Raw genomic sequence first — 16,418 nt, 5'->3', positions numbered from 1 at the left:
TCGTCATGACACGCGCCTTCGACCGAGACGACCGTTTCGTACGCAGGCATCTGGGTCCGGACGAGAGAGCCGTCGAGGAAATGCTCGGGACGCTCGGTTGCAGCTCCCTGGCGGAGCTCATCGGGCAGACCGTCCCCGCCGCCATTCGGAACGAAGCTCTCCCCGGGATCGGAGACGCCCTCTCCGAGCCCCAGCTCCTCCAACGCCTCCGCGAAATCGCCGCGGAAAACCGGCCCTTCCGTTCCTTCATCGGAATGGGTTACCACGACACGGTGGTCCCGTCGGTGATCCTGCGAACGGTACTCGAGAATCCAGGGTGGTACACGGCCTACACCCCCTACCAGGCGGAAATCTCGCAGGGGCGGCTCGAGGCGCTCCTCAACTTCCAGACGGTCGTGATGGATCTGACTGGTCTCGCAATTGCGAACGCCTCCCTCCTCGACGAGGGGACGGCCGCAGCCGAGGCGATGTCGCTCTTCCTCTCGGAAGGGGTGAGCGAGCGAAATGTCTTCCTTGTGGACCGTGGATGCCATCCGCAGACGATCGAGGTCGTCCGGGGGCGGGCACTCCCGCTCGGAATCGAGCTCCGGATCGAGGACCCGGCGGACGCCGCGTTCGACGATTCGGTCTTCGGAGTTCTTCTCGCTTATCCGGACACCAACGGCGAGGTGACGGACCCGCGCCCGACGATCGCGAAGGCGCACGACGGGGGCGTGCTCGTCGCCGTCGTCGCGGATCTCCTTTCGCTGACCCTTCTCTTCCCTCCGGGCGAGATGGGCGCCGACGTGGTCGTGGGAAACAGCCAGCGTTTTGGGGTCCCGCTCGGGTACGGGGGCCCCCACGCCGCCTACTTCGCCACGACTGAGGCGCTCAAGCGTGGAATTCCGGGGCGGATCATCGGCGTTTCCAAGGACGCGGACGGTGCACCCGCCCTCCGCATGGCGCTCCAGACCCGCGAGCAGCATATCCGGCGGGAAAAAGCGACCTCGAACATCTGCACGGCCCAGGTCCTGCTCGCGGTGATGGCGTCGATGTACGCGGTTTATCATGGACCCGAAGGGCTTCGCCGCATCGCGAAGCGGATCCACGAACTGACGCGCGCCCTCGCTGCCGCGATGGTCGGGCAGGGTCATGAAATTCTCCACGAGCACTACTTCGACACGATCCGGGTGCGGCCATCGGATCCGGACATCCGGACCGTCCTCGGGCGCGCCGCCGAAGTCCACATCAATCTCCGAGATTTCGGTGACGGGACCCTCGGCATCGCCCTTGACGAAACGGTCGAGATGGAAGACCTGGAGGCGCTTTTCGAGCTCTTCGTTCCGGATGGACGGAAGTCGCCCGACCCGCGACACCTCCTCGACGAAATCTCCCGGAAGGGCACCGAGGCGGCCTCCAGCCTTCCGCCGGAGCTGCGGCGGAGCTCCCCCTTTCTCGAGCATCCCGTGTTCCACCGGCATCGGACGGAGACGGAGATGCTCCGTTACATCCACCGGCTCGAAAGCCGCGATTTAACGCTCCGAACGAGCATGATCCCCCTCGGCTCGTGTACGATGAAGCTGAATGCCGCGACGGCGATGCGCGCCCTGAGCTGGCCCGAGTTCTCGCGGATCCATCCGTTCGCTCCTCCGGACCAGGCGCGAGGATACCGCCGGATCGTGGACAATCTGGAGCGGTGGCTCGCCGCGATCTCCGGGCTCCCCGCGGTCTCCCTGCAGCCCAATTCCGGGGCGCAGGGGGAATACGCCGGCCTCCTTGTGATTTGCGCCTACCATGCCTCCCGGGGAGAGGCGTACCGACGGGTCTGCCTGATCCCCTCCTCCGCGCACGGGACCAATCCGGCCTCGGCCGTGATGGCGGGGATGAAAGTCGTCGTGGTCGCCTGCGACGAAAACGGGAACGTGGAGCTGGACGATCTCCGCGCGAAGTCGGAGGCGCACGCGGGCGAGCTCGGCGCGCTGATGACGACCTACCCGTCCACTCATGGCGTCTTCGAGGAGGGAATCCGCGAGGTGTGCCGGATCGTCCATGAGCGGGGGGGACAGGTCTATCTCGACGGCGCGAACATGAACGCTCAGGTCGGGATCGCGCGACCGGGGGACTACGGGGCCGACGTCTGCCACATCAACTTGCACAAGACGTTTTCGATTCCGCACGGCGGGGGCGGACCGGGGATGGGCCCCATCTGTGCCGCCGAGCACCTCCGGCCGTACCTCCCTGGGCACCCGATCGTCCCCGTGGGGGGGGAACGCGCGATTCCGCCCGTCTCCGCCGCGCCGTGGGGGAGCGCGTCCATACTTCTCATCTCGTGGGCCTACATCGCGATGCTCGGGAAGGAAGGGCTCCGGCGCGCGAGCGAGATCGCGATTCTGAATGCGAACTACATGGCCCACCGGCTCGAGGAACACTTTCCGGTCCTCTACCGGGGACGGGAGGGGCGTGTGGCGCACGAGTTCATCCTCGACCTGCGCCCCCTCCGGAAGGTGTCCGGAATCACCGAGGTGGATGTGGCGAAGCGGCTCATGGACTACGGCTACCACGCGCCGACGATGGCCTTTCCTGTGCCGGGAACGATGATGGTGGAGCCCACCGAGTCCGAGTCCAAGGATGAGCTGGACCGCTTCTGCGACGCCCTCATCTCGATCCGGGCGGAGATCCAGCAGGTCGAGCTCGGCCTCATGGATCCGACGGACAACCCGCTGAAAAACGCGCCCCACACGGCCGCCGCGATCGCGTCGGGCGCATGGGACCACCCGTACTCTCGGAATCGGGCGGTTTTTCCGGCGCCATGGACCCGGGAGTGGAAGTTTTGGCCCCCCGTTCGCCGGGTGGACAACGCATACGGCGACCGGAATCTCATTTGCTCCTGTCCACCGGTGAGCGCCTTCGCACCGGGCACAGGCGAATTGGAATCCCTTGGATCGGACTGAAGAGGGGGGGGCGCCTGCGGGAGTCACTCCCGCAGAACAGACCGGGGAGCGCGGGTTCGGAACGGGTGCAACCGGGGAGACCTGGTTGCGTGCGGCCGGGAAAGGCGTACCGCCCGAGACGCTCCGCTGGAGGATCCTCCGCGATCCTCCGGCCGACGGCGGGGCAAACATGGCGATGGACGTCGCGCTGGCGCGGACGGTGGAAACGGGCGAGGCCATTCTCCGTATCTACCGGTGGATCCGCCCCACCCTCTCGCTGGGGCGAAACCAGCCGGCCCGCGGACGCTTCGACCCCCTCGCCGCGCAGGGATTGGGCGCGGGCGTCGTCCGCCGGCCGACGGGCGGGCGGGAAGTCCTCCATGACCGGGAGCTGACCTACGCGACGGTTTTTCCGGTCGGGACCTTCGGCGGGCTCCGCGACAGTTACCGACTCGTCAATGCTGCCCTGGTCAACGCCCTCCGATCGCTGGGTGTGAACGCCGCGCTCGCCGATCCTCCGGGGCGCACGCCCGCCATCGGCTCCGGCCCCTGCTTCGAACGCCCCGCCGCCGGGGAAGTGGCGGTGGGCGGCAGAAAGATCGCGGGAAGCGCCCAACGCCGCTTCGGTGGAATCCTCCTCCAGCACGGCTCGCTCCTGCTCGCTCCTTCGACGGTCACCATCGCCGCACTTCGGGCACCACCTTCGGCCGAGGTGGGATCCGGAGAGGGTGGTCCTCGGTCGAGCCGCGGAGAGGCTGGGATGGACGGGCACGGGCCGGGAGGGGCCGGGAGGGATCCGACCACCCTCTCGGAACTCGTCGCGGGCCCTGTGGCCTTCCCTCGAGTCGCGGCTGCCGTCGAGGCGGCGATGGCGGGAACGCTCGGCGGGAAATGGAGCCGCGGGGAAACGAGCCCGGTCGCGCGGGTGGTGGCGGAGGAGCTCCTTTCCCAATATGAATCGGCTGGGTGGACCTGGCGGCGATAGCCTCCCACGTACTCCCGGCCGGAAACCTGTCGAGCACCTCCGCCGCGGAGCGCCCATGAAGCCCCGATCTCTCGCGACCTCCTGGGCCTTCCTCGTCTTCTCCCTGGCCGCCGGGTGCGGAGACCAGGCGGCGCGCTCCCTCGCCGGGCTCCCGGAGTTTTGCCGAGATGTCCTTCCCCGGGTGGCCGAGCACCTCGCCGGTTTCGAGCATCCGACGGGAGAGCGTTACGGGGGAACCGCGGTCGTCGGAACGATCGGAGAGCTCGCGGACGGAATGAACGCGCTGGTCTCCTCCGCGTACGAGTCCACGCAGCACCAGACCTTTCTCAACCTGATGACGCTGATCCGGTTCGACGGGGGCTTCGAGCCGGAGCCCTACCTGGCCCGGACCTGGGAGCTGAACGAGGAGAGCACGGAGCTCACCTTCCACCTTCGCGACGACGTCTTCTGGCACGACGGGACGCCGACCACGGCGCGCGACGTGGAGTTCACTTACCTGCGCGCCACCGATCCGGCGACCGCCTTCCCGAACCAGGCCTTCTGGACCCACTACGTTCCCGGTCCGGACGGGGTCGAAGTTCTCGACGACCACACCATCCTTTTTCGCCTTCGCCCCCATGCGGAGCTCCTCGATCCCTGGCGCGCCACGGCGATCATGCCGGAGCACCTCCTTCGCGACGTTGCCCCCGCGGAGCTCCGCCAGCATCCGTACGGAAATCGGTGCCCGGTGGGGAACGGCCCCTTCGTGTTCGAGGACCATCGGGCGGACGCGAGTTGGAGCTTCGTGCGGAATCCGGCCTTCCCGGAAGGGCTCGGCGGGCCACCATACCTCGCGCGTTACGTCCTCCGGATCATCCCGGAGCAGACGACGCTCCTGACCGAGCTGCTCACGGAGAACATCGACTTCATGATCAATCCGCCGGCGAGCCAGGAACCGCAGATCACGGGGGCTTCCCACCTCCAATTCCGCACTTTTCCCTGGCGTTCGTACGATTTCGTGGGTTGGAACACACGGCGGCCGCAGCTCGCGGACGCGCGCGTGCGCCGAGCGATCACGATGGCGACGAACCGGGCCGAGATCGTGGAGGCCCTCCTCCTTGGTTACGGGGAGGTGGCGAACGCGGGAGTTCCTCCGATCCATTGGGCCTTTCACGAGGGAAACAGGGACGCCCTCCCTTACGATCCCGCGGGTGCGCGCGCCCTCCTCGACGAGGCGGGGTGGGTGGACCGAGACGGGGACGGAATCCGAGAGAACTCGGAGGGAGTCCGTCTCGATCTCTCGATCAAATACAACGATGGGAATCAGGACCGGCAGGACATCGCCGAGATCATGCAAGCCCAGCTCCGAGAAGTCGGGATCGCGGTGCGGCCCCAGGTGGTCGAGTGGGCCACCCTGCTCAGCCAGATCAACACCCCCGAGGTGCGCGACTTCGACGGAGTCGTGATCGGATGGGTCGCGGAGTTCAGGCTCGACGATACCGACCTGCACCACTCGCGGAATTTGAATCAACCCTACGGCTGGTCGGGGACGAACGACCCGCGCCTCGACCTCCTCCTCGACACCCTCCCCCTCATCGTGGACCGGGCGGAGGCGATTCCGCTCTGGCACGACTACCAGGAGCTCCTCGTTGAGGTTCAGCCTTACACCTACCTCTATTTTCCTCTCCGGCGGGCCGGGCTGAACCGGAGGCTCCAGAACGTCGTTCTGGACGCGCGCGGGGAGTGGGCGGGAATCCAGGAGTGGTGGATTCCCGCCGACCGTCGCAGGGCGAGCGCACCCTGAGGCCGGCCGCTTCGGTGAGGCGCCGGGGCCCCCGGGCCCCCGCGAAGCTCTGAGCGGGGCTTCCCTGGCGCCGCCATGATCTCTTTCCTCCTCCGGCGCCTCCTCGGGGCGATCCCGCTCGTCCTCGGGATCGCGACGATCGTCTTTTTCGTCCTCAACCTCGCCCCGGGGGATCCGGTCTCGATTTACACCGCCCCGAACGTCTCCCCCGAGGTCCTCCAGCAGATGCGGGTGAACATGGGGCTCGACCAGCCCATTCCCGTGCGTTACGTCCGCTGGATGAAAGCCATGCTGCAGGGGGACTTCGGCGTTTCTTTCGCGCGGAACCAGCCGGTGCGGGACGTGATCGCACAGATCCTACCGAACACCCTGATCCTTTCTGCGAGCGCGATCGTCCTCGCTTTTCTCGGTGGGATCCTCATCGGGGTCATCCAGGCGATCCGCCAGAACTCGTGGGTGGACAACCTCCTGAGCCTCATCTCCCTCTTCTTTTATTCGATGCCTTCGTTCTGGCTCGCCCTGATGCTGATCCTGGTCTTCAGCCTCGGGGCGCGGAACGTCTGGGAGTGGCCCTTCTGGCTTCCCGCCTCGGGGATGACTTCGGTGGACTATCCCTTCATGACCGCCGCGGGGCAGATCCGCGATCGGATCGCGCATCTCATCCTTCCGGCGGCCTCCCTCGCACTCGTTCTTGCCGCCGGAATCGCGCGCTACACGCGGGGAAGCATGCTCGAGGTGATCCGACAGGATTACGTTCGCACCGCGCGGGCGAAGGGACTCCCGGAGGGTCGTGTCATCTTCCGGCACGCCCTTCGGAACGCGCTCATCCCGATCGTGACTCTCCTCGGCCTTTACCTCCCCGTCCTCTTCAGCGGAACCGTCTTCATCGAGACGGTTTTCGCCTGGCCCGGAATGGGAAAGCTCGTCGTGGACGCGATCGCGCAAAGGGATTACCCGGTCGTGATGGCGAGCGCCTTCATCTTCGCGCTGATGGTGGTGGTCGGGAATTTGATGGCCGACCTCCTCTACTCTCTGGTGGACCCGCGCATTCGTTATGACTGACGGCGCGCGCGGACGTCTCGCCTTCGCCCTCCCCGGGCTTCACCAGCTCCTCGCGGGGCGCGCTCTCGCGGGGCTCCCGCCCCTCCTCCTCTGGTTGGCCGTCGTCACGGTCGTCGTCACGCGTTGGAACCGGATCGCAGCGGCGCCCGGTGGGCCGTGGGACCACCGGATCGCGCTAGCGGCCCTCCTCGCGGCCGGGGCGGGGTCCTGGCTCTGGTCGGCACGGGACGCGCGGCGGAGCGAGGCAGAGCGGACAGGCGCGATGGGCGGTCCGGAAAGGGCCGCGACAACGCAGTGGACGCTGGCACTCCGCGCCTTCCGGAAGAATCGGGTCGCCGTGGCGGGGCTCCTGGCGGTCGCGGCGTTCTACCTCGTCGCTCTCCTCACTCCCTTCCTCGCCCCCTTCGATCCCGCGGCCCAGGGAAATCTCCTCACCGAGCGGTTTCTTTCCCCCTCGGCGGCGCATCCTCTCGGGACGGATCAGTTCGCCCGTGACGTCCTCTCCCGGATGCTCTATGGGGCCCGCGTCTCCCTCTCCATCGGATTCATCGCGGTGGGGATCTCGATCTCCATCGGAACGATCGTCGGCGCGGTGGCCGGATTCATCGGCGGACGGGTGGACTCCGTCATCATGCGGTGCGTGGACATGGTGATCTCCTTTCCCCGTCTCATTCTCCTCATCACGATCATTGCCGTGTTCGAGCCCTCGATCTTCTTGATCGTGGCCGTCCTGGGGCTCACGCAGTGGCCGCAGACCTCCCGGATCGTCCGGGGGGAGGTGCTGAGCCTCCGCGAGAGGGAGTTCATCCAGGCGGGGCGTGCGCTCGGATTCTCCCGACTCCGGCTGATCTTTCGGCACCTCATTCCCAACACCCTGGCGCCGGTGATCGTGGCGGCCACCCTCGGAATCGGCGACACGATCGTCCTCGAGGCGGGGCTCTCCTTCCTTGGGATGGGCGTCCAGCCACCGACCCCCTCCTGGGGAACGATGGTGGCCGACGGGCGGAACAATCTCCTGGGGGCATGGTGGATCACCACCTTCCCGGGACTCGCGATCGTCCTTACCGTCCTTTCGTTCAATCTGGCCGGGGACGGGCTGCGCGATGCCCTCGACCCACGCCTCAGGAGCTGATGTGACACTTCTCGCCGTCGACAACCTGCGGACCTACTTCACCGTGGACGGGGGCACCGCCCGCGCGGTGGACGGCGTGTCCTTCGCGGTGGAGAGGGGCGAGGCGGTGGGAATCGTCGGGGAGTCCGGGTGCGGGAAAACCGTGACCTCTCTCTCGATCATGGGGCTCGTTCCAAATCCCCCCGGAGCGATCCTGCCGGGGAGCTCGATCCGGCTCGAGGGGGAGGAGCTCGTGGGGCTCCCCGAACCCCGGCTCCGCACGATCCGGGGGAACGACATCGCGATGATCTTCCAGGAGCCCATGACCTCCCTCAATCCCGTCTTCACGGTGGGAAGCCAGATCCAGGAAGCGCTCGAGCTCCACCGCCGCCTCGGGAGGAAGGAAGCGCGCCGGGTGGGGATCGGGCTCCTGAAGGAGGTGGGAATTTCCGAGCCGGAGCGCCGCTTCGACGAATATCCGCACCAGCTCTCCGGCGGAATGCGCCAGCGCGTCATGATCGCGATGGCCCTCTCCTGCGAGCCCGAGATCCTCATCGCGGACGAGCCGACTACCGCGCTCGACGTGACCATCCAGGCCCAGATCCTCGACCTCCTCGAGCGCCTTCGAAGACAGCGGGGAATGGCGGTCCTCCTCATCACGCACGACCTGGGTGTCGTCGCGGAAGTTTGCGACCGCGTCATCGTGATGTACGCCGGGCAGATTGTGGAATCGGGCTCCGTTCACGACATCTTCCTCCGGCCGCGTCACCCCTACACTCAGGGGCTCCTCGATTCCCTTCCCAAGCTCGCGGAAGGGGAAACCCGGCTCCACCCGATTCAGGGCGTTGTCCCGAGCCCGACCGCCTGGCCCGAAGCGTGCCGCTTCCGCCCCCGCTGCCCCCACGCATGGGAGCGCTGCGCCCAGGAGATGCCGCCCCTCCTCGCGCCGCCGGGGGAGGACGGGGGCCGGGCGTCTCGATGCTGGCTCGAGGAAGAGCCGGAGCGCCGGAGGGACCCAGCGGTCCGGGGAGAGGCTCAGCGATGAGCTCCGCTTCGCACGATGACCCGCGGAGCGGGAGCTCTCCGGTGGTCTCCCGAAGTGCCTCGCCCCCGGCCGAGCCGCTCCTCTCCGTCCGGGACCTGAAGAAGTACTTCCCCATCGGAAAGGGGGTGCTCCCTCGAAGCAAGGGTTGGGTGAAGGCGGTGGACGGGATCTCCTTCGACCTCTTCCGGGGGGAGACCCTTGGGCTCGTCGGCGAATCGGGGTGTGGGAAGTCCACCGCAGGGCGCGCGATCCTCCGGCTGATCGAGCCCACCTCGGGAGAGATTCGATTCGGGGGTGAAGACGTGCTCGCCATGGAGCGCGACGCGCTCCGCCGGCTGAGGAGGCGGGCTCAGATCGTCTTCCAGGACCCTTACTCCTCCCTGAATCCCCGAATGACCGTCGGGCAGATGCTCGACGAGGTCCTACGAGTTCATCGGCTGGGCGGGGACCGGGAGGGACGGCGGCGCCGGGTCCGGCAGCTCCTCGACATCGTCGGTCTCCTCGCTGAACATGCCGACCGCTATCCGCACGAGTTCAGCGGGGGCCAGCGCCAACGGATCGGGATCGCGCGGGCCCTCTCCGTGGAGCCCGACTTCATCGTTTGCGACGAGCCCGTCTCGGCGCTGGACGTCTCGGTCCAGGCGCAGGTCGTGAACCTCCTGAAGGAGCTTCAGAAGGAGCTCGGCCTCACCTACCTCTTCATCGCGCACGACCTGGCCGTAGTGGAGCATGTGAGCGACCGGGTGGCCGTCATGTACCTCGGGAGAATCGTCGAGACGGCCCCGGTCGCTTCACTTTACCGGAATCCCCAGCACCCTTACACGCGGGCCCTCCTCTCGGCGGTGCCCCGGCCCGACCCCTCGCTCCGCGACGCCCGGAGGCGGATCGTGCTCGAGGGAGAGGTCCCTTCCCCGGTCGCGCCCCCTTCGGGCTGCGCCTTCCATCCCCGGTGCTGGTATCCCCTCAGGGATCAGGCATGCGCCCGGATCGAGCCCCCCCTGGACCCGGTCGGATTCGAGCACGCCGCCCGGTGCATCAAGCTTGAAAAGGGAGGTCTCGCGGGTGGGAGGGAAGTGACTTGACATGGTCCGCGGCCGGTTCCATTATCCCACCCTCCGAAATCATTGGCTCAACACGTTCCGGTCCCTTTGTCGGAATGTGAAGTCGTTTGCACCCACATCGCCGGGAGGTCCACTTGGTCGGGTCACTTCAGCTCTACAGCTCCCTACTCCAGCTCGCCGGGCTCGAGTCCCCAGAGATGTCGCCGATGGAGTGGCTCCAGTTTTCCTGGGACGAGATGGGGTTCATGCGCTGGCCACTGGGGCTGTGCCTCGTCTTGGGGATCCTCCTGATCATCTGGAAGTTCGCGGACCTCATGGTGAAGAGCGCACGGACCAAGAGGATTCTCTCGACGGTGAACGGGCTGCTCGCCGAGCAACGCGTCGAGGAGGCGATGGAGGTCTGCCGGGGATCGAACTCCCCGGCGGCGAACATCCTCTTCGCGGGCCTCGAGCGCCGCCAGGAAGGGCCTGAGCGGGTCATGAAGGCTGTCGAGAACCAGGGGCTCCTGGAGCTCACGAAGCTCGAAAGCGGGTTGGTCTGGTTGGCGACCCTCACGAACGTCGCTCCGCTCCTCGGCTTCCTCGGGACCGTGGTCGGGATGATCATCGCCTTCGAGGCCATCGAGCTCGCGGGCGAGGTCGATCCGACGACGGTGGCCGGAGGGATCAAGGTTGCGCTTCTCACGACGGCCGCGGGACTCGCGATCGCCATTCCGGTGAGCATCGCCCACAATTATTTCGTGTCCCGGATCGATTCGCTCGTGATCGACATGGAGGAGTCGGCCCAGAAGATGATCGACACGATCCACGCGATGGGAGGCCGGCAGGTCTGATCCCGCCTCTCGTCCCCGCGCCGGCGAACGAAGTCTCCGGGGCGGCCGGGCGGTAGCCGAAAGGGGGCCATCCCGGGTGCGGGGTGGCCCCCTTTCGCTTCCCCCTTCCACCGAGCGAGCCCCATGGTCGAGGTCCCCACCAAGAAGGCCCCGCGGCTTTTTCTGATCGACGCCTACGCGCTCATTTACCGGGCCTTCTTCGCCTTCGTCAACCGACCCCTGACCAACTCACGCGGGGAAAACACCTCCGCTCCGTGGGGCTTCATCAACTTCCTCCTGGGAATTCGGGAGAAATACGCCCCGGACTACCTCGCGGTCGTTTTCGATTCGGGGATGAGCCACCGGGAAAAAGAATACCCAGCGTACAAGGCGACGCGGGAGAAGATGCCCGACGAGCTGCGCGCCTCCCTCCCCCGGGTGCGCGCGCTAGTGGAGGCATTTCACGACGAAATCGTCGAGCTCGATGGATACGAGGCCGACGACGTGATCGGAACCCTCGCCCGGAAGGCTCAGGAGCGGGGGATCGAAGCCGTGGTCGTCTCCGGCGACAAGGATTTCCACCAGCTCGTGGGACCGGGGGTGCACCTTCTCAACCCAGGACGGGGCGGCCCGACCGGGGTCGCAGCCGAGTGGGTGGACGAATCCAACGCCTCCGAACGCCTCGGCGTTCCCCCCGACCTGGTGGTGGACTATCTGGCCCTCGTCGGCGACGCCTCGGACAACGTTCCGGGGGCGCCGGGAATCGGGGAGGGATGGGCACGGCGGCTCCTGAAGGAGATCGGCCCCCTCGAGACCCTCCTCCAAAACCCCGGCTCGATCCCCTGGAAGGGGAAGCGCGACTCGCTCATCGAAAACGTGGAGCAAATTCGCCTCTCCCGGCGCCTTGTGACCATCCAGCGCGACCTCCCCGTGGAGCTCGACCTGGAGCGGCTGAAGGTCCGGGAGCCGGACGTGGACCGCCTTCGCGAAATCTGCGTGGAGCTAGAGTTTCGCACGCTCATTGAGAAGTTTTCCGCGGGGGGAACGCCGGCTCGGTCGTCGCCGGAGAACGCTCCGTCTTACAGGGCAGTCACCGAGGCGAACGAGATCGCGGCGATCGCGCGCGTGGCGAAGCGGGCGGGACGCCTCGCCGTGGATACGGAGACGACATCCACCGAACCGATGCGGGCGAAGCTCGTGGGGATCTCCCTCTCATGGAAGGAAGGGGAGGGCGTCTACTTCCCCCTCGCGCACGAGCTCCCTCCGGGAGACCTTCTCGACGATCCCTCGGCCGCGGAGCCTCCGCCCAATCTTCCCCCGCTCTCCGATCCGCGCATGGAGCCTCTCCGGGCGCTCCTCGAGGACGCGGAGCTCCCGAAGGTAGGGCAGAACCTCAAGTACGACCTCCTCGTCTTGCGCCGCGCCGGCCTCGAGCTGGCGGGGCTCGACGCGGACACGATGATCGCCTCGTACGTCCTCGATCCGGGACGCCGACAGCACTCCCTCGACGTCCTCGCGACCGACTTCCTCGGGCACAGCATGATCTCGTACCAGGACGTGACCGGGAAGGGGAAGAGCCAGGTCCCTTTCTCGCAGGTTCCCCTGGACCGTGCCGTGGAGTACGCCTGCGAGGATGCCGATATCACCCTTCGCCTCTGGACCCGCTTCGGTCCCGAGCTCCAGGAGCAGAAGCTGGACCGGCTGTTCCGGGAGCTGGAGATGCCGCTCATCCCCGTCCTCGCGGCCATGGAAGAGGCCGGCATCCGGATCCATCCTCCCCTCTTCGAGGGGATGAGCCTGAAGCTCGAGTCCGAGCTCGAAGCGATCCGTAGCGAGATCTTCAAGGAAGCGGGCGGCGAGTTCAACGTGAACTCGACGCCACAGCTCCGTGAGATCCTCTTCGAGAAGCTCCAGCTTCCTGTGATCCGCAAGACGAAGACCGGCCCTTCGACCGACGCGAGTGTCCTCGAAGAGCTGGCGGCAAGGGGTCACACCCTTCCCATCCACCTCCTCGAATACCGGCAACTCGAAAAGCTTCGCTCGACTTACGTGGATGCTCTCCCTCGGATGGTAAATCCGGAGACGGGGCGGATCCACGCATCTTTCAACCAGACGGTCGCTGCGACCGGCCGGATCTCCTCCTCGGATCCCAACCTTCAGAACATCCCGATCCGCTCCGAGGTCGGACGCCAGATCCGGAAGGGCTTCATCCCCGACCCGGGCAATCTCTTCCTCGCGGCGGACTACTCCCAGATCGAACTTCGTATCCTGGCACATTTCTCCGGCGACGAAGCCTTCGTCACGGCATTCGAGGAGGACATCGACGTCCACCGCCAGACGGCGTCCGTGATCTTCGACGTCCCGATCGAAGAGGTCTCCGACGAACAGCGAGCGCGCGCCAAGACGATCAACTTCGCCACGCTTTACGGGCAGGGGGAGTTCTCTCTGGGGAACCAGCTAGGAATCACGAGGGAGGAAGCGGGGACCTTCATCCGACAGTACTTCGAACGCTTTTCGGGGGTGCGCGCCTTTCTCGACGCGCAGGTTCAAATGGCCCGGGAGAAGGGATATGTGGAGACGCTGAGCGGGCGGCGGCGTTACATCCCCGAGCTCAAGTCGGACAATTGGAACGTCCGCCAGTTCGGGGAGCGGATCGCGCAGAACACCCCGATCCAGGGAACGGCGGCCGACCTCATCAAGGAGGCCATGATCCGGATCCACCGGAGACTCGCGGAGGGGGAGGCCCGCGGCCGCCTCCTCCTGCAGGTCCACGACGAGCTCGTCTTCGAGACTCCGGAAAAGGAGATCCCGGCCCTCCAGGAAATGGTGGTTCGGGAAATGGAGGGGGCGATGCCTCTCAGGGTCCCCCTTCGGGTACATGTGGGGACCGGAGCTTCGTGGTTGGATTGCGAGGGGTGAGGCGTGGGGGGAGGCCGAACGAGGCTCGACCCGGGAGGAGCGGGACCGCGCCCCCCGCTTCCCTAAGCCATTTCTCCCTCTCTCTCCGGCTCTTCCCCTCTCCGGTGTCTCGCGATGAACTCCTCCACGCCGGATGGGAGGAGGAGGTTATCGGCGATCGCCGCGATTTCTTCCGCCTCCTTCCACGCCTCTTCCAGGAGCCAGAGCTCCCCGGCGAGGGCACGGCGCTCCTGCTCTTCGTGGAGCGCCATCTCGAGGGCGAGCTTCGTCGGCGCGGGCATCTTGTTCAGGTAGCCGGGGACACCTTTTCTGTCCCTGTAACCATTTCCGCTTCCGGTCACGACGTCGGCGAGGAAGGCGTCGGGGTGCCCCGCCTCCTCGATCTGCGCGACGGCCGCCTGGACCGCCTCCTTCTTCCCGCCCATGTGGTTGATCTTGGGGACGATCCGGGACAGGTGACGCTCCGCCTCCTCGCCCTCGAAGGGAAACCTCTTCCTTCCCTTCCGCACTTCGAGTGAGTAGCCGGCCCCATCCGCCCCCGGTAGAATGCGAGCCCCTTTCAGATCCTGCCGGTTCAGCTTGATGAGCCGTCCGTCGTCGGTGCGTAGCTTGACCGCAGTTCGCCCCGTGGCCCACGCGTTCCATACAAACCAGGTGTTGGCGCCGATCCCACCCACGAACGTCAGGCTGATCTGGAGGCCCCCGATGAGCGCGGCCCCACCCACGCCATAGAGGATCGCGCGCTTTCGGCGCCGACCGAACTGATCGCCATAGCGCCAGGCCGCGAACTCGGGGCGGAGTGGCCGCCCGATCCGGACCAGCTCGAGCCCCTCTCGGTGCCTCGCCAGCCCCACGTTGTCCGTGGAGACTCGAACCCGTGTGTCCCGGAAGATGCGCTCACAGCTTTCGACAGCCTCCCACCGCTCTTCCATGGGGGTGAGGTTCCAACGCTCGCACTTCCGGCAGACGACCCAGAGGCGCCCCCGCTCGGCGTCGAAGGCCAGGCGGCGTCCGATGGGAAAGTGCTCGATGACTTCGTTGTTTCCGAGCGGGCGGCTGCAGAACATGCAGTTCGTGTACATCGCGTTCCCTCAGGATCGTTGGGCGACCCGACCGAGCGCACTGGGGCCTTCGAGCTCAATACGAGTCGGGTGGTGCAGATGTTCTAACGGCCGGCCACGGTGTGGGGCGACCGGCCCTGGCGCCGCACCCCGCTCCAACGCGTTCGCGGACCCGTGACTACGGCCCGCCGGGCCATGGAGACGCCCCCTTCCTCTCTTCAACTTGGGGCTTCCTTGGTCCGTCCCGACACCCCCGAGACCGGACCCGAGACCCACGAAGAAGACGCGAGGAGGCGAGATGAGCCGGTCGATCAACAAAATCACCCTCATTGGACATGTCGGGAGGGACCCGGAGGTGCGCGAGACCCAGAGCGGCACGAAGGTGGCTCACTTTTCTCTCGCGACGAACCACCGGATCGTCGCCGGCGGGGAGGAGGAGCGCGAGCGTACGGATTGGCACCGGGTTACCCTCTGGAACCGACTGGCGGCGTTCGCGGAGGAGTACGTGAAGAAAGGGGACCGCGTCTACGTCGAGGGGCGGCTCGAGTACGACTCGTACGAGAGGGATGGAGTGACGATTCCGACCGCGGAGGTGAATGTCCGCGAGCTGGTCCTTCTCACGCCGCCGAACAACGGGTCGGGCGAGGGGGAGGAAGAGGACTGAGAAGAAGGTCCCGTGGGGACCCGGAGATCAGTTGGCGGTCCAGAATCCGGAGAGCGACTCACCGTGGGGGCTTTCGCGGAGCTTCTCGAACGCCCGGTTGCGAATCTGGCGGATCCGTTCGCGCGTGACGCCGAGGAGTGAGCCGATCTCCTCGAGGGTGCGCTCCTCGCCGTCGTCGAGGCCGTAGTACAGATAGAGGATCTTTCGTTCCCGCTCGGTCAGATAACTCTCGAACATGGACTCGAGGAAGTCGCGCCGGGCGATCGCTTCGACGTCCTGCTCGATGTCGCTCGAGTCCACTCCGGCGAAGCGCTCCCCGAAGGAGGCGCTGTCGCGGTCGCTTCGGTCGATCGGGGCGTCGAGGGAGAGCTCGCTTGCCGCCACCCGGCGCAGCGCCCGGACCGTGTCAACCGGCTCGACCATGTCGTCGGCGATCTCCTGGTCCGTCGGGGGACGGCCGAGCGCTTGGGTCAGGGCGGTGTTGGTACGGGCGAGGCGGGCGAGGTTCGAATTCTGGTTGAGGGGGATCCGGACGGAACGCGTCTGTTCGGCGAGGGCCTGGAGGACGGTCTGGCGAATCCACCAGACCGCGTAGGAGATGAATTTGACCCCCTTATCGGGATCGAACTTCTTTACCGCCTTCAGGAGCCCCTCATTCCCGATACAGACGAGTTCGGCGAGGCCGAGCCCACGTCCCTGGTACTTCTTCACATAGGAGATGACGAACCGGAGGTTCGCGGTCACCAGGCGCTCGGCCGCTTCCTTGTCCCCGGCCCGGGCGCGGCGGGCCAGGGCGCGCTCCTCCTCGGGATCCTGGATGAGCGGGTACTTCTCCACGTCCTGCAGGTACTGGTCGAAGGAATCCAGACCACGAGACGAGGAAAACATCCGTTCCACGCTACCTCTCTCAAAGGGGTTCGGCAGGAAACCCGACTAGGGATGAGACGTAAAAGATTATGGGGCCCTACGCCTTGCGCGGTATGGCGATGGCCAGGGGCCTCAGGGA

The 16,418-nt window shown here is 66.5% G+C and carries 12 protein-coding genes; 10 read left to right on the top strand and 2 right to left on the bottom strand.

The window, feature by feature from the left end:
- The first annotated feature begins 5 nt into the window (after nt 1-5).
- The 9 genes from gcvP (at nt 6) to polA (ending at nt 13,687) form a co-directional block, all read left to right on the top strand.
- Complete coding sequence (gene gcvP / locus WEG36_02750) at nt 6-2,930, top strand: aminomethyl-transferring glycine dehydrogenase (protein MEX1256516.1); 2,925 nt, start codon at nt 6-8, stop codon at nt 2,928-2,930.
- Nucleotides 2,917-3,894, top strand: coding sequence for a lipoate--protein ligase family protein (locus tag WEG36_02745; protein MEX1256515.1), 978 nt, complete (start codon nt 2,917-2,919; stop codon nt 3,892-3,894). The genes gcvP and WEG36_02745 overlap by 14 nt, the downstream gene beginning before the upstream one ends.
- Nucleotides 3,895-3,949: 55 nt before the next feature.
- Complete coding sequence (locus tag WEG36_02740) at nt 3,950-5,677, top strand: ABC transporter substrate-binding protein (GenBank protein ID MEX1256514.1); 1,728 nt, start codon at nt 3,950-3,952, stop codon at nt 5,675-5,677.
- A 75-nt stretch (nt 5,678-5,752) separates the two neighbouring features.
- On the top strand, nt 5,753-6,739 hold the full coding sequence (locus tag WEG36_02735; protein ID MEX1256513.1) for an ABC transporter permease: 987 nt from the start codon (nt 5,753-5,755) through the stop codon (nt 6,737-6,739).
- Entirely contained in the window at nt 6,732-7,871 is a 1,140-nt protein-coding gene (locus WEG36_02730; GenBank protein MEX1256512.1) for an ABC transporter permease, read from the top strand. Before WEG36_02735 ends, WEG36_02730 begins: the two co-directional genes overlap by 8 nt.
- Nucleotide 7,872: 1 nt before the next feature.
- Nucleotides 7,873-8,895 (top strand): ABC transporter ATP-binding protein, encoded by a 1,023-nt coding sequence (locus tag WEG36_02725; GenBank protein MEX1256511.1) that lies wholly within the window; start codon nt 7,873-7,875, stop codon nt 8,893-8,895.
- Nucleotides 8,892-9,977, top strand: a complete 1,086-nt coding sequence (locus tag WEG36_02720; protein MEX1256510.1) for an ABC transporter ATP-binding protein — start codon at nt 8,892-8,894, stop codon at nt 9,975-9,977. Before WEG36_02725 ends, WEG36_02720 begins: the two co-directional genes overlap by 4 nt.
- A gap of 113 nt (nt 9,978-10,090) precedes the next feature.
- A complete protein-coding gene (locus WEG36_02715; protein ID MEX1256509.1) occupies nt 10,091-10,789 on the top strand; it encodes a MotA/TolQ/ExbB proton channel family protein in 699 nt (232 codons plus the stop codon).
- A 123-nt stretch (nt 10,790-10,912) separates the two neighbouring features.
- Nucleotides 10,913-13,687, top strand: a complete 2,775-nt coding sequence (gene polA, locus WEG36_02710) for a DNA polymerase I (protein MEX1256508.1) — start codon at nt 10,913-10,915, stop codon at nt 13,685-13,687.
- A 62-nt stretch (nt 13,688-13,749) separates the two neighbouring features.
- Here polA and WEG36_02705 read toward each other — a convergent pair whose 3' ends face one another.
- Nucleotides 13,750-14,769 (bottom strand): hypothetical protein, encoded by a 1,020-nt coding sequence (locus tag WEG36_02705; protein ID MEX1256507.1) that lies wholly within the window; start codon nt 14,767-14,769, stop codon nt 13,750-13,752.
- 277 nt (nt 14,770-15,046) lie between these two features.
- On the opposite strand from WEG36_02705, the gene ssb reads away from it, so the two are divergent.
- Nucleotides 15,047-15,412, top strand: a complete 366-nt coding sequence (gene ssb / locus WEG36_02700) for a single-stranded DNA-binding protein (GenBank protein ID MEX1256506.1) — start codon at nt 15,047-15,049, stop codon at nt 15,410-15,412.
- Nucleotides 15,413-15,439: 27 nt separating this feature from the next.
- Here ssb and WEG36_02695 read toward each other — a convergent pair whose 3' ends face one another.
- Nucleotides 15,440-16,300 (bottom strand): RNA polymerase sigma factor RpoD/SigA, encoded by an 861-nt coding sequence (locus tag WEG36_02695; protein ID MEX1256505.1) that lies wholly within the window; start codon nt 16,298-16,300, stop codon nt 15,440-15,442.
- Nucleotides 16,301-16,418: the final 118 nt, after the last annotated feature.

This window comes from Gemmatimonadota bacterium, from assembly GCA_040882465.1.
GTDB lineage: Bacteria > Gemmatimonadota > Gemmatimonadetes > Longimicrobiales > Gaopeijiaceae > JBBEBG01.
This window is presented reverse-complemented; position numbering and strand designations above follow the sequence as displayed.

Coding starts and splice junctions, on each gene's coding strand:
- WEG36_02740 (MEX1256514.1), top strand. CDS start 3,950: ATGAAGCCCCGATCTCTCGCGACCTCCTGGGCCTTCCTCGTCTTCTCC.
- WEG36_02720 (MEX1256510.1), top strand. CDS start 8,892: ATGAGCTCCGCTTCGCACGATGACCCGCGGAGCGGGAGCTCTCCGGTG.
- ssb (MEX1256506.1), top strand. CDS start 15,047: ATGAGCCGGTCGATCAACAAAATCACCCTCATTGGACATGTCGGGAGG.
- WEG36_02735 (MEX1256513.1), top strand. CDS start 5,753: ATGATCTCTTTCCTCCTCCGGCGCCTCCTCGGGGCGATCCCGCTCGTC.
- gcvP (MEX1256516.1), top strand. CDS start 6: ATGACACGCGCCTTCGACCGAGACGACCGTTTCGTACGCAGGCATCTG.
- WEG36_02705 (MEX1256507.1), bottom strand. CDS start 14,769: ATGTACACGAACTGCATGTTCTGCAGCCGCCCGCTCGGAAACAACGAA.
- WEG36_02730 (MEX1256512.1), top strand. CDS start 6,732: ATGACTGACGGCGCGCGCGGACGTCTCGCCTTCGCCCTCCCCGGGCTT.
- WEG36_02695 (MEX1256505.1), bottom strand. CDS start 16,300: ATGTTTTCCTCGTCTCGTGGTCTGGATTCCTTCGACCAGTACCTGCAG.
- polA (MEX1256508.1), top strand. CDS start 10,913: ATGGTCGAGGTCCCCACCAAGAAGGCCCCGCGGCTTTTTCTGATCGAC.